Raw genomic sequence first — 18,933 nt, forward strand, 5'->3', positions numbered from 1 at the left:
AGGCCGGGAACCGTAGTCCCGCGAAACGCACATCAAACCCCGATGGGCACTTGATCTGTCAGATCGGCGATGATAGATGGCCCCACACCCGACTTGACCGAAACTCCATTCCGGCCCCCCAGAACACTTCCCATGCCCGACTTATCCCGTTTTGTACCACATTGATCAGATTTGTCGCACTCTCTCGCGCAGGGGGCACCGCGGCCAAGCGCGCCGGCCCACCGAATAAGCCGTGATCACCGCATTTCTCGCCCCACTCCAAGGGCAGGCCCGCACCGAAAGAAGTTCCGCCGCACACGCGGGCGACCATTTCCGAGCGACCAAGATCCACTGCCGGCGACCTAAGTCACCCGAACAGAGATCATTCAGCATGGCCACAGCGGGCGTCCCGCCATCGACTGGGCTCCCGACCGCGAAAAATCCGACTTGTCAAGAACCCAAAATATGCCTGCATATCGGCCTGGGCCCCGCCCCTGCGCACCATAATCCCAGCTCGCGCCGCACCGAAACCCGCCCCGGAGGCCACCGACCTGACACAACTCAGCCACGGTCCGGACCACCCGTGTTGAGACACCCCGATTCGCGACGCCTGAATGCCGCGTCCTTTTCACCTCGCTTTTCACTTCGTACGAACTCCGCGGTGATCAGCTTTACCATTCCGCGGCCCCGCGCAATGACTCCGACTTCAACCCGCGTACGCGAATTCGGCGACCTCTCGCGAGGTTTCTGGACGGTCCAAAGTTTCGGCTGGGCCGTTACACACGCCCCTACGAGCGAGCGGTCACCCTGACGCCGCCGGCGAGCAGTGGCCGCCATTGCCCCACCCGCCGGGCCTGGTCTCGGTCAGCAGCAGGTCGACCACGTCGGCCAGCTCCCCGCGGCGGGCGAACGCCCGGCGCTGGCGTGCCGCCGAGCTGCCCCGGGGGAGCGCGTCGGCGGCCAGAGCGGAGACGAACGCCCAGTCCGCGCACTCCTCCAGCTCCGGGCGCAGGCTCGCCACCAGGCGGGTGATCACCTGGGCGGCCGGAGCGGGCGTTCCCTCGACCGGGTCGACCAGCTCGCCCTCCAGCCCTGAGCGGGCCGCCTGCCAGGTGGCGGCGCGCACCGGCTCCAGTTGCACCTCGCCGTCCGGGTCACGGCGCACCTCGGCCAGCGCCCTGAGCACCAGTGCCCTGAACAGTCCCGCGATCAGCAGGATGTCCGCCACGCGCGGGCAGGAGTCGCAGATCCGCAGCTCCACCGTGGGCACGTGCGCGGACGGCCGGATGTCGTAGTAGATCATCCCGGGGTCGCTGATCACCCCGGACCGGATCAGCTCCTCGATCATCCGCCGGTACGCGGCGGCCGACGCGAACTTCGCCATCGGCCCGGCGGTGGGCCACCGCTGCCACACCAGGGTGCGGTAGCTGGCGTATCCGGTGTCGGCGCCCAGCCAGTACGGCGAGCTGGTGCTGAGCGCGAGCAGCGGCGGGAGGAACGGCGCCACCCGGTGGGCGACGGCGATCGCCAGATCCGGGTCGGTGATCTGGGCGTGCACCTGGGTTCCGCAGATGAGCTGCTCGCGGGTGAGCACCTGATAGTCGTCGAGCATCCGCTCGTAGCGCGCGTCCGGCGAGATCTTCATCTGCTCCAGGTCAGCCAGCGGCACGCTGCCCGCCGCCACGATGCCGAGGCCCACCTCCGCCGCCGTCGCGATCACCGTCGCCCGCATCCGGCCCAGGTCACGGCCGAGGTCCTCCAGCCGGGCGCAGGGCGCGCTGTTGGCCTCCAGGGTGGAGCGTTGCAGCTCCTTGGTGAAGCGGTCCTTGGGCAGCATGTCGAGCAGCAGGCCCGCCTTGGAGACGAGGTGCCGGGTCCGCGCGTCGACGATGTGGAACTCCTCCTCCACACCGAGCGTGATCTCTCCCGCTGAAGGCGTCATCGCCACCACCCCCCGCCTGTACCGCTTCCGCTCCTCTCCCCCGAAATGACGACTTCGCACTTGAACTCCTCCCCGGCCTGGAGGCCGGAGATTCTCCCGTCGCGTCGCGGTTAAGCGGCGTGCGGGGGTTGACGCTTCGCGGACCGGGTGGCCCCGAGGTCTCCACGTCCTGACACCGCAGTTCCTGCGGCGTTGCGTATGTTGATCGCGGCGTTGGTGTCGGCATGGCCGCTCCACCCGCACGCCAGGTTGGCGCAGGAGAACCGGGTGCCGTCACGGGAGGCCGGGTCGCGGTGCCCGCACCGGTGACAGGTCTGCGAGGTGCCGGGGGCGGGGACCTTCACCACCAGCCCGCCGCGATCACGGGTCTTGTACTCCAGCAGGGTGACCGTGCGGCCCCACGCCTCGCCGGTGATGGCGCGGTTCAGCCCCGCCTTCTGCCGCACGTTGCGGCCGGATCGTTCGATCGTGCCCTTGGCGGAGCGGACCATGTTCGTGATCTTCAGATCTTCCACCACGACCACACTGAAGGTGGCGGCGAGTTCGGTGGTGGTCTGGTGTTGCCAGTCGACGGCTCGGCGCTTGGCTGTCGCGCGGAGCCTGGCGATCTGGTCGTAGGTGCGGGTCAGCCGGTGGGAGGTCGGCTGTCCGGGGGTGCGGGCGGCGCGCCGGCGGGCGGATTTCTTCTCCAGGCGGCGCAGGCGCTCTTTCTCACCGGCGCTCAACCAGGGGCCGTGCTCGCGTGTGGTCTGGTCCGACAGCGCCAGGGCGACGGTGATCCCCCGGTCGATCCCCACGACGGGACCGGGATGGGCGCCGGTGACCGGGGCGGCCATGGTCTCGGTGCGGAACACGATCTGCCAGCCGAAGGCGTCCTTGACCAGCCGGGCTCCGGTGATCCGCCCGGCCGGGATCGGAACCGGGCCTTGAACGTCGGGCGGTCGGCGGGATGCTCAGGGTTGAAGAAGTTCGCCCATGCCTGCCGGTAGGTCTTCAGCACCGCCTGAGCCGCCTGGGCGGGCAACTGGCCCAGCCAGTCGATCTCGCGGCGAGCCGCCCGGATCGCCTCGTCGCACTGCTTCAACATCGCCAGGCGGCCCTGCCGGAAGGTGACGTACTCGTGCAGCAGGTTCCACAGCGCGCGGGCGGTGTGCGCCTGACCGTCCAGCACCGCCACCTGGGCCGCGCTCAACTCCAGACGGGTCACCTGCGCCCGCGCTTGTTTCACCAACTCCACACCGTGATCGTATCATTTGGTTTATGTCACCGAGATGGGAACCGAACCCCGATGTGCGCGCCGGACGACACGTCGAATATCACCTTCATGCCCATTTGGTGTTCCTCACCAAGTACCGGCGGGGGGCTCTCACCGGCCCGATGCTGTCCCGCTGCGAACAGATCATGCGGGAGATCTGCGCCGACTTCGAGGTCGAGCTTCGCGAGTTCAACGGCGAAGACGACCACGTTCACCTACTGGTCCACTATCCGCCCAAGGTCGCCCTGTCCAAGCTGGTCAACTCGCTGAAGGGGGTCTCAGCTCGGATACTGCGCAAAGAGTTCGGCACCCACGTCCGCGACCACCAGCCTGGTGGTGGCCGTTTCTGGTCTGGCTCCTACTTCGCCGGGTCGGCTGGCGGAGCCACGCTGACTATGGTCAAGCAGTACATCGAGCAGCAGAACCGGCCGCTCTGATCGGGGGGTGGACGGTAGAACCGGGAAACCGGCTGTCACGCGGTCATCCGCCCCTCCTCCTGGCCGCGGTCCCTGCCGCCCATCGACCCGCCACCGTCGGCCTCGCCCTGCTCGATGGTGCCGGGGGTGTAGTAGCGGCGCAGCCAGGCCGCCAGCCCGTCCAGTCCGGGGAGCAGCATCCGCTCGGTGACGCCCGCCTGGTCGAGCCGCTCCCTGATCTCCGCCTTGACCCGTGGCGGAACCGTCCATCCACGGCACAGCCGGGGATGCTCGCCGAGCCACTGTTCCACCTGGAACGTCGGCCGGGACGTCGCCGACAGCACCGACGACTGGTTGACCACCCTCTCGTCCAGCGACGGCGGCTCGAAGAAGGCCAGGAACGGCTGGTCGGTGGTGAGCCTGTCGAAGCTCGCCAGATCGCGGGCCGCCTCGCCCAGCATCTCGGTGGTGAACACCAGCGCCCCTTCGCGTTCCAGCGGCGCGCGCAGCGACTCGGGCAGCAGCCGGTGGGTGCGGTCGCAGTCGACCGCGAGCAGGGTGCCGTCCTCCTCGGGCCAGGAGGCGGTGGTGAAGTGCAGGGCCACCAGGGGCGAGAAGGTCCAGTCCAGCAGCCGGGTGGGCAGTCCGTGGTGCTGGCCGAGCGCCAGCCAGTCCCACACGGTCGGGCCCGGGATCGCGCGGTAGGCGTACTTGCGGAAGTTACGCACCAGATGCGGCTCCAGCGCCGCGTAGTCACCCTCCAGCCGCGCCAGGCTGGACACGTGTGAGAACGAGCTCTTCGCCAGGCCGCGGAAGACCAGCGTCGAATGCGCGAGCCCCGGCCGGCGGGATCCGCTGGCCTCGCAGATGGCGTCGTCGAGCTCCCTCCAGGAGGACACCTCTTTCATCCTCACCCGGCCTCCGCTGCCCCGGGCCTTCGTCCCCACACCTGACCCCGGGGGTCACCGATCCAGCAGGCGGGTGAGCCGGGCCAGCGCCCGCGCGATCTGCTCCGGGCTGAGGCCGAGCACCCTGCGCTGGTAGCCGTACACCTCGGGGGCCAGGGGGGCGAGCAGGACCTCGACCAGCGCGTCCGGGCCGGGGGTGCCCGCGGCGGACAGGAGCGTGCGCACGTGGGCGCGCCAGAAGCCGTACGCGCCCGTCTCGAAGCGGGAGCGGCCCACCTCCGAGCCGAGCACCAGGTGGGAGTGGTCCTCCAGCAGGCGCACCATGGCGGCGTAGAAGGCGGCCAGCCGCTCGGCGGGCGGCGCTCCCGGGCCCAGCGGCGGATCGCCGCGCAGCAGGCGCTCCTGCAGCTCCCGTTCGTGGTCGTCGAGCAGCGCCACGGCGATGGACGCCCGGTCGGGGTAACGGCGGTAGAGGGTGCCCCGGCCCACCCCGGCCTTCTTGGCGATGTCGTCCATCGTCACGTCCTGCGGGGGCCGCTCCGCGAACAGCAGCGCGGCCGCCTCGAGGATGCGTGCGCGGTTGTGCGCGGCGTCGGCTCTCTCCATATGCCCGATTGTATGTGGACACGCCGTCCGGTTATAGTCAAACGGACACCGTGTCCACATACGACGGGGAGAGAGCTCATGCTGCTTCACTTGGACGGCAGTGCCCGCGGGGCGTCGATCTCGCGGAAGCTGTCGGGCGTGTACGCCGAGACCTGGCGGGCCGCCCATCCCGGAGCCGGCTACGTCTACCGCGACCTGGCCGCACGGCCCGTGCCGCACATCGGCGAGGCCTGGACCGAGCTGTGCGACCACATCCTCGAACACGAGATCACCGACATCTCGCGCTATCGGGAGGCGGTCCGCACCCCTGCCCAGCGTGCGGCCTGGGCCATCGTGGAGCCGCTGCTCGACGAGGTGGTCGCGGCCGAGGTGATCCTCATCGGCACGCCGATGTACAACTACTCGATCCCCTCGGCGTTGAAGGCCTGGCTGGACCAGATCACCTTTCCCAGGATGTCGCTCGCGGGCCGGTCGTTCGTGGTGACCAGCGCGCGCGGCGGCGCGTACGGCCCCGGCACTCCTCGCGAGCCGTACGACCATCAGGAGCGCTATCTGCGCGACTTCTTCCAGGGGCACTTCCGGGTCGAGGACGTGCGGTTCATCCACGCCGAGCTGGCCAACGCCCGCCTCGACCCGGCGCTGGCGCACCTGCGGGACCGGCACGAGGAGTCGCTGGCCGCGGCGCTGAAGGAGGCCGCCGGATAGCCGGCCGATCCTGCGGAGCACCCCGGGGCGCCTGCCGCGGCCGGCGTGGTGCGGAGGAAGACTCAGGAGAGGCCGGAGGAAGGCTCAGGAGGGGCCACCTTTCACCTCGCAGGTGCCCGTGCGCCCGTGCCATTCGGTGAGCAGGACGGTCGCGTCGTCGTGGAGCCGGCCGTCATGGTGGTCGAGGACGTCCTTGATGAGCCGGCGCAGCGTCTCGGGGACGGGCAGCCGGGCGGCGCAGTGGCGCAGGATGAAGTCGACGAAGCGGGCCACCCCGAACTCCTTCCCCTGATGGCTGCCGGCCTCGATGATGCCGTCGGTGTAGAGAAGCAGGCGGTCGCCCGGTTCGAGCTGCTCACGGCAGACGGTGACGGGCTGGTCCAGGCCCAGGCCCAGCGGCGGCGCGGGCGGGCACTCGAGCGCGGTGATCCACCGGCCGCCCCGGATGAGGATGGGCGGGGGGTGGCCTCGGTTGACCCAGGTGAGCGCGCCGGTGCGCAGGTCGAAGTCGGCCATGACGGCGGTGACGAAGCGGCAGCTCTCGCCCAGCTCCTTCAGCAGCAGGCTCTCGATGCCCTCGCTGTTCGCGGCCAGGTCCGCGCCCTGCCGGCGCAGGCTGCGGGAGGTGGCCAGAGCGAGGTTGGCGGCCAGCCCGGCGGCCAGGTCGTGCCCCATGGCGTCGAAGATCGCCAGATGGACGACGTCGTCCGCCAGCGCGTAGTCGAAGGCGTCGCCGCCGATCTCGTAGGCCGGCTCCAGCACCCCGGCGACCGTGACCTCGGCGTTGGCGAACGTCAGCGGGGGCATCAGGTGCCAGAGCATCTCCGCCGCCACGTTCATCGGCCGCGAACGCACCAGGCGGGGGTAGGCGTCACTGAAGGCGCGTTTGCTCGCCACGAAGAGTGCCACCATCGCGGCCAGCGCGCGGACGAGCTGCTCGTCCACGTCGTCGGGCCGGTCGGCCAGGACGTGCAGCACGCCCAGGCGTTCGGCTCCGTTGCGCAAGGGCACCCACCAGCACCCCCGGCCGTTCTCGTCACGATGGCGCAGAATCCGGTCCTCCTGGAAGGCCCGGCCGCCGTAGGTGGAGTCGATGCGCAGCTCTTCGGGCGGTTTGTCGTTTCCTTCGGGCACCGGGGCGTCCAGGTCAGGAAGCAGGCGCATCCTGGTCTGCTGCAGGTCGGCTAGGTAGATCAGGCAGGCCCGGATGCCCGCCGCCGGAAGGTGCTGTCCCACCAGGGACGGCAGTCGTTCCAGGGTGGCCTGCCCGCCGAGGTCCAGCAGGCTGACCAGCATCCGATCCACGCCGCGAGGGCCGTTCATGGCGTTGTTTGCCCCTGTTTCGGCTGATTCTTGCTGACAATTATCGACGCCTCACCCGCTTGATTCGTGAAAGCCCATGTCAAAGGTGGTTAAACGGCCCAGGAAAACCAGGAGCGCTTTGCCGTACCCGCATCGTGACGCGGAACGCGGGGGCGTGACCTGGTGGTCACGCCCCCAGGACCTGGTCACACGACGGCGCCCGAGCCTTCGCGCGACCGCTTGGTCCGCGGCTTGGGCGGCTCGGGGGGCGACTGCCCGTCGAATCTGCCGAGCACGATCGCCATCGGCCCCGCCACGAACGACGACGACAAGGTGCCGACCACGATGCCCGCGACCAGCGCGATGGCGAAGTCACGCAGGGAGTCCCCGCCGAAGACGGCCAGCGCCACCAGGATGAACAGCGCGCCCAGCCCGGTGTTGACCGTCCGCGGCATGGTCTGCAGGATCGCCCCGTTCACCGCCTCGGACAGCGGCGCCTTGCGCCGGGCCGCCCACAGCTCGCGCACCCGGTCGAACACCACCACCTTGTCGTTGACCGAGTAGCCGACGACGGTCAGCATCGCGGCGAGGAAGACGCCGTCGATCGGCTTGCCGAGCCAGGCGAACAGGCCGATCACGACGGAGACGTCCACCAGCAGCGCGATCACCGCCGCCGCGCCGAACGACCACCTGAACCGGAAGGCCAGGTAGGCGAGCTGCGCCGCCACGGCCACGGCCAGCGCGATCAGGGCGTTGCGCCGCAGCTCCTCGCCGAGGCTGGGGCCGATGAACTCGTCGCGCTGCTTGGTCACCTCGCCAGCCTGCCCCTCCAGCGCCGCCTCGATCTTGGCCACCTCGGGGATGGTGAGCGCGCCGGCCCGCACGGAGACGCCGTCGCCGGACGACTGCACCACCGCGTTGGGGAAGCCCGCCTGCGCCACCGCCTGCCTGGCCTTGTCCGCCGACAGCGGCTGGGCCGTGCCGAACTCGACGATCCTGCCGCCGGTGAACTCGACGCCGAAGTTCAGCCCGCGGGAGAACAGCCCGGCGAGCGCCACCACCGCGATGCCGCCCGCCACGATCAGCCACAGCTTCCTGGCGGACATGAGCTGCGGGTTCTTGCGCGTCAGCCAGGTCCTGACCGAGCCGATGGAACCCAGACCCGAGATGCGGGGCCCGATCCGGTTGATGACCAGCTGGGTGAGCGCCCGCGTGATCACCATGGCCGACACCAGCGAGGCCAGCACACCGATCCCGAGCGTCACACCGAAGCCCTTGACCGGGCCGGAGGCCAGCCAGAACAGCAGGCCGGCGGCGATCAGGGTGGTGATGTTGGAGTCGGCGATGGCGCTCCAGGCGAACTTGAACCCCCGGTCGAGCGCCGTCTTCAGGCCGCGCGCCGGCGCCTGGTGGTACTCCTCCCTGGCCCGCTCGAAGACGAGCACGTTGGCGTCGACGGCCATGCCGATCGCCAGCACGAACCCGGCGAGTCCCGGCAAGGTGAACGTCGCCCCCATCGCCACCAGCACCGCGTAGGCGATCAGGCCGTAGCAGACCAGCGCGATGGCGGCGAGGAGGCCGACGAGGCGGTAGACGATGATGATGAACAGCGTGGTGGCGATCAGGCCCACGACGGCGGCCTTGGCGCTGGCCTCGATCGCGTCCGCACCGAGCGTCGGGCCGACCGTGCGCTGCTCCACCAGGTCCATCGGCAGCGGCAGGGCGCCGCCCTTGATCAGCACGGCCAGCTCGTTGGCCTCCTCATGGGTGAACGAACCGGTGATGTCGGTGCCGCCGCCGGGGATGCCGGCGCGGCACGGCACGGACGGGTCGACCTGCGGCGAGGAGATGATCTCCTTGTCGAGCACGATCACGACCCGCCGTTTCGGGTCGCCGGCGGGGGCGCAGGCGGCCTCGCCGGTCATCTTCTGCCAGGCGGCCGCGTCGCGGAACTGGACGCTGACCCACCAGCCGGGACCGCGCTGCGGGTCGCTCTCCGCCGCCGCGTCGGTGATCCCGTCGCCGCTGATCACGGGCGGGGTGAGCTTGAGCGGCTGCCCGCTCTCGTCGGGCAGCGCCGTCTTGTCGCCCTGCTCGGCCAGGCCCTCCACCGAGTGGAAGGCGAGCTGGGCGGTGCGGCCGATGACCTCGGCCGCCTGCTGGGGGTCGAGCACGCCGGGCAGCTCGACGATGATCCGCTTCTCGCCGGAGCGGACCAGGGTGGGGTCGACGACCCCGAGCGCGTCCGCCCGGCGGCGGAGCACGTCAAGGGCACGGTCGGTGGCTTCCGAGTCCGCCTTGACCGTCGGCGAGTCCTTGGTCTCGAAGACGAGCTGGGTGCCGCCGCGCAGGTCCAGTCCCAGGCGCGGCTCCGTACTGAAGGCGAGGAACAATGAGGTGGCGATGACGGCGAACGCCGCCAGCGCGCGCCACAAAGGCGCACGTGACATGAAAAGCCTCCACAGGGCTTAAAAGGGCTCAAAAGTGCAAGAAAAGGTGTCTTCAGCGCACTGTGGAGGGCGGCGCCCGCGCGGACGTGGTGTCGCGGTGCCGGGTGACGGGGGCGCCGGTGGCGGGCCGCCGCACGACGACGGCCCAGGTGGTGCGCGCGTGCGGGCCGCCCGACGCGAGCACGGCGGTCCCGCCGCCGATCACGTCGTACGGGCCGGTCCGCGCGTGCGCCGAGGCCGGATGGAAGGGCAACTGCCGTGCGCCGGGATGCTGCTCGGCGTGCCAGGTCGCCTCGTGCACGACGCCGACCTGGGCGGCGGCGTGCGCGTGCCCGGTGGCGGGCAGGAACCAGGACAGCAGCAGGAGCAGCGCGGCGGGCAGTCTGGTCCGCACGGCGCCTCCCCTCTGTCTCGGTTCGTCCGGCCGCGTCCGGTCACGCGGGCCCTCCTCACCGTAGCCTGCGCCCGGCGTGCCCGCTGGAGACATCGCTGTGCGGGGGCCCAAAGTGGGCCTTGTCCCTGAAAGCGGGAGCGCGGGCAAGTGCCCTTCTCAGAAAAGTGGGCTATGGTCGGCCTCATGGCGACCTGGGGCACTTCTCGTTCCTCCGCCGCTTTCCCGGCGGTGGTGGTTCTGCTGCTGCTTGCCCTGGTCATGGCCGCTTCCGCGCCCACCTGGGCGAGCGGGAGCGCCGAGCGCTCCGGTGTCACCGACGTGATGACGCCGGGCTCCGAGGTGTCGGCCCTGTCCACCCTGCCGTTGCAGCCTTTCCGCGGCCCGGAGCACCTGCCGCGCCTGGGGCTGCCCCGCCACGAGGCCCAGCCCGCGTCCGTGCGGCCCGCGCTGGCCTGGTCCGAGGCCGACTCGGCGAGCATCCGCGGGCCTCAGCAGCCCGGGCACCGGGCCGCCGGTTCGCGAAGTCCGCCGGCCCTCTAGAGGTCCCCGTCCTTCCCCCTTGCCGCCTCCACGAGGCTTTGCGGCGCCGCCACGCGCCCGACGGCACCGGGGCTCATCGGCGTATCCGCCTCGCGGACCGCGCCGGAATCCTCAGGCTGGGAGCGATGACTCATGGCTTCATTGCAGACATTCATGCAGGACTACGACCACCACCTGGCGCGTCTGGAAGAGCTGCGCGAGCTGCTGGAGGAGCGGCTCACCGCGGCCCATGACGTGCTGGCCGGGATCGCCGTGCCAAGCCAGGCGGGGCCGGCCAGGGAACAGGTCGCCGCGATCGAGGCGGCGCTCGAGCGGATGGACCGCGGCCTGTACGGCACCTGCCGGCGGTGCAGCGCCTTCATCCCGTACGAGGTCCTGCTGCGCGCTCCGCAGGAACAGCTCTGCGCCGGCTGCGGCAGCGCGGGACGGACAGAGCGCACGGGGCGGACGCGCAGCGCGCGGCGGGCCGAGAGCCCGCTGGGGACGGAAGGTTCCGTGCGGACAGAGGGTTCCGTGCGGACGGAGAGCGCGGGCCGCGCTGGGACGGCGGCATGATCGGTGACGACCGCGCGCCCGAGCTGAACCGCCGGGCCACGGTCGTTCTCCGCATGCCCCGGCCCTGTTGACGGGCCTCGCCACCCACTGATCATTGACGAATCGGGCGCCGGACCCCGGCGTCCGTTCTGGCGCGCGCGGCGACGGACGGACGGTGACGGGCGAGCGCCCGTCGAACGAGACGACACCGGACGTCGCACGGCATTCCCGCCCACCTCGCACGGGCTCCGACGCCCTGCGGGCGATCACACCTGCACGGCCGGTCAGCCGTGCCACGACTTCACGAAGGAACACTCATGACCCAGCACGACGAGTTCACCATGATCAGCGACACCCAGGTCCAGTCCATCACCGAGCAGCTGCGCACGCAGCTCATCTGGCGCACGTCGCGCCTGGACGAGCTCAGGGCGCTGGTGGACAGCGGTGGAACGGACGACGGGTCACGGCAGAGCGTGCTCGCCGACCTGGCCGCCACCGAGCGGATGATCACCGACATCAACAAGAGCCTGGCGCGGCTGGCGGAGGGCACCTACGGCCGGTGCGTCGACTGCGACGCGTCGATCCCGTTCGAGCGGCTGAAGATCAGGCCGTTGACCCGCCACTGCATGCCCTGCCGCCAGCGGCACGAGGCTCGCTGACGACAGGCCGCGCGCCCGGTGCGGGCGCGCGGCGCGTCCAGGTCGTCGGCCCGGTGCGGGCGCCCGGCGTCGGCCCGGTGCTCAGTGAGACCAGCGCCGTCAGGCCGTGTCATGGTTGAATCTTGCCCAGTGTCGGACCGGCGGTGTGGGGGGACAGTGCTGCAAGCATGGGAGAAGGCGACGCGGGCCGCCTGCGGACGCGCCCGGTGACGTCGCTGGGGGCGCTGCGGTGGCTGCCGTTCGTCGTGCTGTTCGCGGTGGCCGTGATCGACCTGCTCGCCGGGCCGTCGCTCGGCTTCCTGCCGCTCCTCACCCTCGGCCCGACGTTCGCATCGGTGTCCGGCGGCGTGCGGCGGACCGCGATGGTGGGCGCGGTGGCGATCGTCATCTGCGTCCCCCTGGCCTCCTACAACGGCCTGCTGCTCAAGCGGCAGAACACCATCACCATCGTCACGATCGTCGGCGTCACCGCCGCGAGCATGCTGGCCGCCCACCTGCGGCTCAAGCGTGAGCGGGAGCTGGCGAACGTCCGGCTCGTCGCGGAGGCGGCCCAGCGCGTCCTGCTGCGCCCGGTCCCCCGGCGGGCCGCCGACCTGCGGGTGGCGCTGTCCTACACCTCCGCCGCCGCCGAGGCGCAGATCGGCGGCGACCTCTACGAGGTCGTCACCACGCCGCACGGCGTACGCCTGCTCATCGGGGACGTGCAGGGCAAAGGGCTGGCGGCGGTGGAGACGGCGGCCTGGGTGCTCGGCGCCTTCCGCGAGGCCGCCTATGACGAGGCGGAGTTGCCGGATGTGGGCGAGCGGCTGGAGGCGAGCCTCGCGCGGCATCTGAGCGGCGAGATGTTCGTCACCGCGATCGTGGCCGAGGTGCACCACTCGGAGATCTCGCTGTACAACTGCGGCCATCCGGCGCCGCTGCTCATCAGCCCGGACGGGCGGATCACGGCGATGGAGCCCCCGCACGAGGGGCTGCCGCTCGGACTCGGCGCGCTGGCCGCCGACCGGCCGAAGCCGCACCGGGTGATGTTCGAGAACGGGGATCAGATCCTGCTGTTCACCGACGGGGTCATCGAGGCGCGCAACGCCTCCGGCGAGTTCTATCCCCTGGCCGAGCGGGCCCCGCTGCTGATGGCCGACGACCCGCAGACGGCGCTGGACTCCCTGCGGAGCGATCTGGTGCGGCATGTCGGGGGGCCGCTGCTCGACGACGCGGCGATGCTCCTGCTCCGCCGCATCCCCGCCTGAACCGACCACCTCGACCGGAGGTGAGCCGGTACGCCGGACGCGAACCTGCCGAGACCCGAATGACACAATGTCCGGTATGGAGGTACGTATCCGGAACAACGTCGTGGTCACCGGGCAGCCCGGCGCGCCGATCGTGATGCTGGCCCATGGGTTCGGCTGCGACCAGAGTCTCTGGCGGCTGGTGGCGCCCGCGCTGGCCGAGGAGTTCCAGGTCGTCCTGTTCGACTATGTCGGCTCCGGGCGTTCGGACGTGTCGGCGTGGCGGGAGGAGCGCTACGCGTCGCTGGACGGTTACGCGGACGACGTGCTGGACATCTGCCGCGAGCTGGACCTGCGGGACGTGGTGTTCGTCGGCCACTCGGTCAGTTCCATGGTCGGCGTCCTGGCGGCGGCGCGCGAGCCGCTCCGCTTCGGCAAGCTCGTGCTCCTCGTCCCCTCCCCTTGTTACATCGACGAGGGTGACTACCGGGGCGGTTTCAGCGCCGCCGACATCGACGAGCTGCTCGACTCGCTGGAGTCCAACTATCTGGGCTGGTCCGCCACCTTGGCCCCGATCATCGTGAACGACCCGGACCAGCCCGAGCTGGGCCAGGAGCTGACCGACAGCTTCTGCCGCACCGACCCGGCGGTCGCCCGGGTGTTCGCCCGCACCACGTTCCTGTCCGACAACCGCGAGGATCTCGCGTCGGTGAAGACGCCGACGCTGATCCTGGAGTGCCGGCAGGACATGATCGCGCCGCCCGAGGTGGGCGCGTACGTGCACGCCGCGATCCCCGGCAGCCGGATCGTCACGCTGGACGCGGTCGGCCACTGCCCGCAGCTGAGCGCCCCCGAGGTCACCGCCGCGGCCATCGCCTCCTTCGCCCGCGACTGACGATGAAACCCCGGCCCGAGCCCGAACAGCCCGAGCGACCCGGCCAGGACGGCATGGCCGACGTCAGCGCCCTGCTGGAGGACAGCGCGGAGGAGCTGTACGAGAACGCCCCCTGCGGCTACCTGTCCACCCTCATGGACGGCACGGTCGTCAAGATCAACAGGACCCTGCTGAACTGGGTCGGCTACACCCGTGCCGAGGTCATCGGCCGGCTGCGCTTTCCCGATCTGCTCACGGTGGGCGGCAAGCTCTATCACGAGACCCACGTCGCGCCGCTGCTGCGCATGCAGGGCGAGCTCAACGGGATCGCGCTCGAGATCCGGACCGTCAACGGCAGCCGGCTGCCCGTGCTGGTCACCTCCGTCGTGAAGACCGCGGGCGACGGCCGGCAACTCCTCGTCCGGACCACGGTTTTCGACGCCCGCGACCGCCGGGCGTACGAGAGCGAGTTGCTGCGCGCCCGGCACGAGGCGGAGGAGGCCCGGCGGATCGCCGAGCGCGACCGCGAGCGGCTGAAGAGCGTGCTGGGCACGCTGCAGCGCAGCCTGCTTCCCCCCTCGCTGCCCAAGGTGCCCGGCCTGGAGGCCGTCGCCGCCTACCACGCGGCCTCGCAGGACGACCTGAGCGGCGACTTCTACGACCTGTTCGCGCTGGGCGGCGAGCGCTGGTGCTTCTTCCTCGGTGACGTGTGCGGCAAGGGGCCGGAGGCGGCGGCGGTGACGTCGCTGACCCGCGCCACGTTGCGCGCCGCAGCCCTGCACGCGCCGGAGCCGATCAGCATGCTCGGCACGCTCAACACCGCCCTGCAGGAGCGCTATACCGGCGACAGCTCACGCTACTGCACGGTCATCGTCGGCATCCTCGCCGCCGAGCGGGACGGCTTCACCGTCACCCTGGCGGGCGGCGGCCATCCCCCGGCGCTGCTGCTGTGCGCCGACGGCCGGGCCTGCTACGTGCCCACCACCGGCGGGATGCCCGTCGGGCTGCTGCCGTCGCCGTCGTTCGTCGTCGCCGAGGCCCGGCTGGAACGCGGCGACACCCTCCTGCTCTACACCGACGGGATCACCGAGGCCCGCACCTACTCCGGCGACGGACGCTACGGCGACGAGGCGCTGCTGGCCTTCGCCGGCAGGCTGGCCCCCACGTCGGCCGCCGCCACGATCGCGGCGGCCACCCGCCTCATCGAGAGCTTCGGCGCGGGCGTCGACGACGACACCGCCCTGCTCGCGCTCGGCGTCCCACCCGCCTGAGCCCGTACCGGCCCTGACCCCGTTTCTGGGAGGCCCGCGGCCTCGCCATCAAGAGGAGTGCGTATGGACACGGCAATGGACACGGCATCCGGTGCCGACGTGGAGCCGTCGAGCCACGACACGGCCATGCTGGACTACAACGCCTGGCTGTTCTGGCATGAGGCGACCGAGGAGCGGCGCCAGGCCCAGCTCGACCGGCAGGCGGCCCTCGCCGAGCTCACGGGCGGCTCGATCGGGGCGCGCGTCTTCATCTCGGAGCTGGCCATGGTGCACCCGAGCGGCCTGCGGATGGGCGACGACTCCTACATCGCCGCGCACGCGTACGTCACCGGCGCCTTCCACGCGGGCCACGACTGCAGCGTGAACGCCTTCGCCGTGGTGCGCGGCGCGGTGACCATGGGCGATGGCGTCCGCGTCGGCGCGCACACCTCGATCCTCGGCTTCAACCATGCGATGGAGCCGGACCGGCCCGTCCACCGGCAGCCGCTGACCGAGCGCGGCATCACCATCGGCGACGACGTCTGGATCGGCTCGAACGTGGTGATCGTGGACGGCGTCACGGTGGGCTCCCACGCGGTGATCGGCGCGGGCTCCGTGGTGACCAAGGACGTGCCCGCCTGGGCGGTGGTGGCCGGCAACCCGGCCCGCCTCATCCGCGACCGCCGCCACACCTCCCGCGCCACCGGCACCGCACACGCCCTGGCCGGTCTCGCGGCCAAGGCCAGGGAGCAGGCCGCCGCGATCATCGAGCGAAGCTGGGAGCCGAACACACCCGTCGCCCGAGGCGCGGCCCCCACCGACCAGACGCACACCGGCCAGAACGCACCCGCCGACGGAACACCCACCGGCCGGTACGTGAACGCCCCCGGTGAGCCCGCCACCCTGCGGGCGCACGCCGATGCCGTCGAGCTGTCGTACCTGCTGTCGGACGCTCCCCCGGGACAACTGCCGCAGGCCGAGCATGTCCGCAGGCTCCGGCAGGGCCAGGACCCGGTGACGGGCCTGACCCCGCTGCTCGACGCCGCCGGCTCGCCCGGGCCGCCGCCGGCGGGGTTCGAGGACGGGTCGGCGCACTATCACGTGCTCAGCCTCGGGTACGCGCTCGACCTGCTCGGCTCCCGCTTCGAGCACCCCGTCGGCGCGGTCGCGCGGATGTCGCCGGCCGACCTCACCGCCGTGCTCGACGGGCTGCCGTGGCGGGCCGGCGGCTGGGGTGCGGGAGCGACGGTGGACACGCTGGGCACCGCCCTGATGTGGAACCTCCGCCACTTTCCCGCCCAAGGCTCGCGCACCGCCGTCGACGCCCTTCTCGGCGGACTGCTGGTGCGCTGCCGCCGCGACAGCGGCCTGTGGTCCCCGTCCCGCGCGGCCGACGGGCTGCTGCAGGCGGTCAACGGCTACTACCGGGCCGTACGGGGCTCGTTCGCGCAGTTCGGGCTGCCGGTGCCGTACCCGGAGCGGGTCATCGACACGGTGCTGGCGCACGCCGCCGACGAGCGGCATTTCGGGCCCGGCCGTACCACCGCGTGCAATGTCCTGGACGTGGCGCATCCGCTCTGGCTGGCCCGCCGGCAGAGCGCGCACCGGGCCAAGGAGGTGACCGCCTGGGCGGCCGGGCAGGTGGACGCGATCATCGGGCAGTGGGTCGACGGCCAGGGCTTCCCGTTCGCCCATCCGCCGTTGAGCGGCCCCCAGCACCGCGACCACCGGCCGGGCCTGCAGGGGACCGAGATGTGGCTGGCGACCCTGTGGTACGTCGCCGACCTGCTCGGCGTCGCCGAATCGCTCGGCTACCGCCCCCGTGGCGTCCACCGGCCCGAGCCCGCGCTCGACGCGCACGACGACCAGGCGGTCACTCCTGGCCGCTGAGCCGGTCGCGGGCCTCCTTGAGCTCGGCGCGAAGCACGGTGAGCTCGCTTTCGAGCTCGAGAATGCGGCGGATGGCGACGAGGGTCATGCCCTCGTCCGCCATCCGCGTGACGTGCTGGACGGCCATGACGTCCCTGCGTGAGTAGCGGCGCTGGCCGCCGGCCGATCGGCTGGGGCTGATGACGTCGTGCTGGTCGAGGCGCCGCAGGAAGGCCTGCCGCACCTGGAGCATCTCGGACACCTGACCCAGGGAATAGAGCGGCGCGCGCTCGTCGTCGAAGGGCAGCTCGGACATCATGACCTCCTCGGTCCGGGGGGGCGGGTGCCGGGGCGCCCGCCCCCCCGGCACCCGGATCAGGCCCTTATGGCCTTATTGTCGGCGCGCTGGATCTCGACCTTGCGCGGCTTGGCCCGCTCCGTGACGGGGATCCGCACGGTCAGCACGCCGTCGGCGTAGCCCGCGTCGATCCTGTTGCTGTCCAGGTGCTCCGACAGGTAGACGCGCCTGGTGAAGGTGCCCATCGGGCGCTCGCGGACGAACAGCCGCTCGTCCTGGCCGATCTCCTCCTCCCGCGTGGCGGTGACGCTGAGGACGCCGCGGTCGACGGTCACCTCGACGGAGCCGGGGTCCACGCCCGGAAGGTCGAAGCGCAGGACCACGTCGTCGTCGCGGCGCAGCCCGTCCATCGGCATGACGGCGGTGTCGAGCGATTTGCGGGCCAGCTGGCCGAACTGGCGCTCGAACTCCTGAAGGAACGGGTCGATGGACGTGAGAAGCATCTCTGCATACCCCCTTGGTCGCTTCTTCGGTGACACCTAACTTCTAATTACAGTTGTAGGTTACATCTCCCTCCGATGTCAAGCGACGTCGGCGGAGAAATTTTCGACGGCGTGCCGACAGCTGTCGGAGGCAGCGTTCGAACCGGAGCCCGGCACGCGCGGCGGTGGACGTGACCTGGTCCGGCGCGGGTGAGCCGGTCCCTCCTACATGGCTCACCCGCGAAAGATGGGTGCCAGGCCCGATAGTGGAACCTGCCGCCAACGGCCAGAGTGGAGGGACAGCGAGCAGGAAGGAGAGATGATGAACGCGATCGCCCTCGGAGTGAGCATGATCCTGATCCTGCTCGCCGTCGCCGTCATCAGAGCCGTCATCGTCTTCGTTCCCCGAGGCCGGCGGCTCGTGGTGACCAGGCGCGGTCGCGAGACCACGGTGAAGGGCCCCGGTCTCACCGCCGTACTCCCAGGGGTGGACAACGCGGTCATGACCCCGCACGAACCCGACTACCTGGACATCCTCTGGCTCGCCGCCACCACGGCCGACGGGGTGACGGTGAGCGTCAACGGTCTCGCGCTGGCGTCGGTGCGTGACCCGGTCGGCTACGCCCGGCATCACACCTCACCGATCTCGGCGACCGTCACCGAGGCCGAGGATGCGATCCGCCGCTTCGTCTCCCGCCACGACCTGATCGAGCTGGCCGGACTGACGGACGACGCCCTGCGCGAGCTGTCGGCCGAGATCACCGAGCGCACCGGCGCGTGGGGCGTCGAGGTGGCCCTGGTCGAGTTCTCCCGGATCGAGATCCGGCTCAAGGAGGACCTGCTGGAGTGGGCCGACGGGTTCGCCATCCGGCGGGCGGCGGCCCTGGCCGCCCAGCACGACGGGTCCGGCACGGCCACCCGGCCCGTGGCGGCCCCGCAGACAGCAGCCCCGCCGACGATGACGTCGCAGACCGTGCCCGGCACCGGGACGTTGCACCACCTCCTCACCCGTGGCGGGCAGCGCCTGGCCGTGCTGGCGCAAGGCGCCGAGCGCACGCTGTTCGTCTACGGCTCCGGCGCCGAGGACACACCGCTGCGGACCATCGTGCTGGCGCGGGACGAGGCCGACGACCTGGCCGAGCTCCTGCACAGCAGCTCGGTCCCCGACCGGCTGGAGCTCGTGGAGCGCCGCCTGGCCGACCTCACCGCCCAGGCCCGCTGACGTCCCCTTGATCCGCCCCAGG

Annotated in this window: 19 protein-coding genes; 10 read left to right on the forward strand and 9 right to left on the reverse strand. The window is 71.2% G+C overall.

The window, feature by feature from the left end; all coding sequences use genetic code 11:
* Window positions 1-781 precede the first annotated feature (781 nt).
* Window positions 782-1,921, reverse strand: coding sequence for a carboxylate-amine ligase (locus OHA68_RS37395; RefSeq protein ID WP_327104471.1), 1,140 nt, complete (start codon window positions 1,919-1,921; stop codon window positions 782-784).
* Between the two features lie 110 nt (window positions 1,922-2,031).
* Complete coding sequence (locus OHA68_RS37400) at window positions 2,032-2,775, reverse strand: RNA-guided endonuclease InsQ/TnpB family protein (protein WP_327104472.1); 744 nt, start codon at window positions 2,773-2,775, stop codon at window positions 2,032-2,034.
* Between the two features lie 406 nt (window positions 2,776-3,181).
* Here OHA68_RS37400 and tnpA point away from each other — a divergent pair, with 406 nt between their 5' ends.
* Complete coding sequence (gene tnpA, locus OHA68_RS37405) at window positions 3,182-3,613, forward strand: IS200/IS605 family transposase (RefSeq protein ID WP_327104473.1); 432 nt, start codon at window positions 3,182-3,184, stop codon at window positions 3,611-3,613.
* Window positions 3,614-3,648: 35 nt separating this feature from the next.
* Here tnpA and OHA68_RS37410 read toward each other — a convergent pair whose 3' ends face one another.
* Together OHA68_RS37410 and OHA68_RS37415 are read right to left on the reverse strand one after the other, a co-directional pair.
* Window positions 3,649-4,491 carry an FRG domain-containing protein gene (locus tag OHA68_RS37410; protein ID WP_327104474.1) on the reverse strand — a complete coding sequence of 281 codons (843 nt, stop codon included), beginning with the start codon at window positions 4,489-4,491 and terminating at the stop codon, window positions 3,649-3,651.
* Window positions 4,492-4,554: 63 nt separating this feature from the next.
* Complete coding sequence (locus OHA68_RS37415; RefSeq protein ID WP_327104475.1) at window positions 4,555-5,106, reverse strand: TetR/AcrR family transcriptional regulator; 552 nt, start codon at window positions 5,104-5,106, stop codon at window positions 4,555-4,557.
* A 78-nt stretch (window positions 5,107-5,184) separates the two neighbouring features.
* Here OHA68_RS37415 and OHA68_RS37420 point away from each other — a divergent pair, with 78 nt between their 5' ends.
* Complete coding sequence (locus OHA68_RS37420) at window positions 5,185-5,811, forward strand: FMN-dependent NADH-azoreductase (protein ID WP_327104476.1); 627 nt, start codon at window positions 5,185-5,187, stop codon at window positions 5,809-5,811.
* Between the two features lie 84 nt (window positions 5,812-5,895).
* Here OHA68_RS37420 and OHA68_RS37425 read toward each other — a convergent pair whose 3' ends face one another.
* From OHA68_RS37425 to OHA68_RS37435, 3 genes are all read right to left on the reverse strand, one after another.
* The gene (locus tag OHA68_RS37425) at window positions 5,896-7,134 is read right to left on the reverse strand and encodes a PP2C family protein-serine/threonine phosphatase (protein WP_327104477.1); all 1,239 of its coding nucleotides are present in this window, start codon (window positions 7,132-7,134) and stop codon (window positions 5,896-5,898) included.
* Window positions 7,135-7,319: 185 nt separating this feature from the next.
* Complete coding sequence (secD, locus tag OHA68_RS37430) at window positions 7,320-9,563, reverse strand: protein translocase subunit SecD (RefSeq protein WP_327104478.1); 2,244 nt, start codon at window positions 9,561-9,563, stop codon at window positions 7,320-7,322.
* A 52-nt stretch (window positions 9,564-9,615) separates the two neighbouring features.
* Complete coding sequence (locus tag OHA68_RS37435) at window positions 9,616-9,957, reverse strand: hypothetical protein (RefSeq protein WP_327104479.1); 342 nt, start codon at window positions 9,955-9,957, stop codon at window positions 9,616-9,618.
* A 183-nt stretch (window positions 9,958-10,140) separates the two neighbouring features.
* Here OHA68_RS37435 and OHA68_RS37440 point away from each other — a divergent pair, with 183 nt between their 5' ends.
* The 7 genes from OHA68_RS37440 to OHA68_RS37470 all read left to right on the forward strand — a co-directional run bounded on the left by OHA68_RS37440 (window position 10,141) and on the right by OHA68_RS37470 (window position 16,930).
* Window positions 10,141-10,497, forward strand: a complete 357-nt coding sequence (locus OHA68_RS37440) for a hypothetical protein (RefSeq protein ID WP_327104480.1) — start codon at window positions 10,141-10,143, stop codon at window positions 10,495-10,497.
* Between the two features lie 132 nt (window positions 10,498-10,629).
* A complete protein-coding gene (locus tag OHA68_RS37445) occupies window positions 10,630-11,052 on the forward strand; it encodes a TraR/DksA family transcriptional regulator (RefSeq protein WP_327104481.1) in 423 nt (140 codons plus the stop codon).
* A gap of 296 nt (window positions 11,053-11,348) precedes the next feature.
* On the forward strand, window positions 11,349-11,690 hold the full coding sequence (locus tag OHA68_RS37450; protein ID WP_327104482.1) for a TraR/DksA family transcriptional regulator: 342 nt from the start codon (window positions 11,349-11,351) through the stop codon (window positions 11,688-11,690).
* A gap of 167 nt (window positions 11,691-11,857) precedes the next feature.
* Complete coding sequence (locus OHA68_RS37455; RefSeq protein WP_327104483.1) at window positions 11,858-12,937, forward strand: PP2C family protein-serine/threonine phosphatase; 1,080 nt, start codon at window positions 11,858-11,860, stop codon at window positions 12,935-12,937.
* Window positions 12,938-13,013: 76 nt separating this feature from the next.
* Window positions 13,014-13,811 carry an alpha/beta fold hydrolase gene (locus OHA68_RS37460; RefSeq protein ID WP_327104484.1) on the forward strand — a complete coding sequence of 266 codons (798 nt, stop codon included), beginning with the start codon at window positions 13,014-13,016 and terminating at the stop codon, window positions 13,809-13,811.
* A 2-nt stretch (window positions 13,812-13,813) separates the two neighbouring features.
* Entirely contained in the window at window positions 13,814-15,061 is a 1,248-nt protein-coding gene (locus tag OHA68_RS37465) for a PP2C family protein-serine/threonine phosphatase (protein WP_327104485.1), read from the forward strand.
* Between the two features lie 63 nt (window positions 15,062-15,124).
* Entirely contained in the window at window positions 15,125-16,930 is a 1,806-nt protein-coding gene (locus OHA68_RS37470; RefSeq protein ID WP_327104486.1) for an acyltransferase, read from the forward strand.
* On the opposite strand, the gene OHA68_RS37475 is transcribed toward OHA68_RS37470, so the two are convergent.
* Together OHA68_RS37475 and OHA68_RS37480 are read right to left on the reverse strand one after the other, a co-directional pair.
* A complete protein-coding gene (locus OHA68_RS37475; protein WP_225277239.1) occupies window positions 16,914-17,225 on the reverse strand; it encodes a MerR family transcriptional regulator in 312 nt (103 codons plus the stop codon). The genes OHA68_RS37470 and OHA68_RS37475 overlap by 17 nt on opposite strands.
* A gap of 59 nt (window positions 17,226-17,284) precedes the next feature.
* Window positions 17,285-17,710, reverse strand: a complete 426-nt coding sequence (locus OHA68_RS37480; RefSeq protein WP_327104487.1) for an Hsp20/alpha crystallin family protein — start codon at window positions 17,708-17,710, stop codon at window positions 17,285-17,287.
* A 298-nt stretch (window positions 17,711-18,008) separates the two neighbouring features.
* Here OHA68_RS37480 and OHA68_RS37485 point away from each other — a divergent pair, with 298 nt between their 5' ends.
* On the forward strand, window positions 18,009-18,911 hold the full coding sequence (locus OHA68_RS37485; RefSeq protein WP_327104489.1) for an SPFH domain-containing protein: 903 nt from the start codon (window positions 18,009-18,011) through the stop codon (window positions 18,909-18,911).
* Window positions 18,912-18,933: the final 22 nt, after the last annotated feature.

Source organism: Nonomuraea glycinis (genome assembly GCF_035920485.1).
Lineage (GTDB): Bacteria > Actinomycetota > Actinomycetes > Streptosporangiales > Streptosporangiaceae > Nonomuraea > Nonomuraea glycinis.

Excerpts from the sequence above, each read along its gene's own strand:
- OHA68_RS37395 (WP_327104471.1), bottom strand. The coding sequence starts at position 1,921 with ATGACGCCTTCAGCGGGAGAGATCACGCTCGGTGTGGAGGAGGAGTTC.
- tnpA (WP_327104473.1), top strand. The coding sequence starts at position 3,182 with ATGTCACCGAGATGGGAACCGAACCCCGATGTGCGCGCCGGACGACAC.
- OHA68_RS37415 (WP_327104475.1), bottom strand. The coding sequence starts at position 5,106 with ATGGAGAGAGCCGACGCCGCGCACAACCGCGCACGCATCCTCGAGGCG.
- OHA68_RS37420 (WP_327104476.1), top strand. The coding sequence starts at position 5,185 with ATGCTGCTTCACTTGGACGGCAGTGCCCGCGGGGCGTCGATCTCGCGG.
- OHA68_RS37425 (WP_327104477.1), bottom strand. The coding sequence starts at position 7,134 with ATGAACGGCCCTCGCGGCGTGGATCGGATGCTGGTCAGCCTGCTGGAC.
- secD (WP_327104478.1), bottom strand. The coding sequence starts at position 9,563 with ATGTCACGTGCGCCTTTGTGGCGCGCGCTGGCGGCGTTCGCCGTCATC.
- OHA68_RS37440 (WP_327104480.1), top strand. The coding sequence starts at position 10,141 with ATGGCGACCTGGGGCACTTCTCGTTCCTCCGCCGCTTTCCCGGCGGTG.
- OHA68_RS37445 (WP_327104481.1), top strand. The coding sequence starts at position 10,630 with ATGGCTTCATTGCAGACATTCATGCAGGACTACGACCACCACCTGGCG.
- OHA68_RS37450 (WP_327104482.1), top strand. The coding sequence starts at position 11,349 with ATGACCCAGCACGACGAGTTCACCATGATCAGCGACACCCAGGTCCAG.
- OHA68_RS37455 (WP_327104483.1), top strand. The coding sequence starts at position 11,858 with ATGGGAGAAGGCGACGCGGGCCGCCTGCGGACGCGCCCGGTGACGTCG.
- OHA68_RS37460 (WP_327104484.1), top strand. The coding sequence starts at position 13,014 with ATGGAGGTACGTATCCGGAACAACGTCGTGGTCACCGGGCAGCCCGGC.
- OHA68_RS37465 (WP_327104485.1), top strand. The coding sequence starts at position 13,814 with ATGAAACCCCGGCCCGAGCCCGAACAGCCCGAGCGACCCGGCCAGGAC.
- OHA68_RS37470 (WP_327104486.1), top strand. The coding sequence starts at position 15,125 with ATGGACACGGCAATGGACACGGCATCCGGTGCCGACGTGGAGCCGTCG.
- OHA68_RS37475 (WP_225277239.1), bottom strand. The coding sequence starts at position 17,225 with ATGTCCGAGCTGCCCTTCGACGACGAGCGCGCGCCGCTCTATTCCCTG.
- OHA68_RS37480 (WP_327104487.1), bottom strand. The coding sequence starts at position 17,710 with ATGCTTCTCACGTCCATCGACCCGTTCCTTCAGGAGTTCGAGCGCCAG.
- OHA68_RS37485 (WP_327104489.1), top strand. The coding sequence starts at position 18,009 with ATGATGAACGCGATCGCCCTCGGAGTGAGCATGATCCTGATCCTGCTC.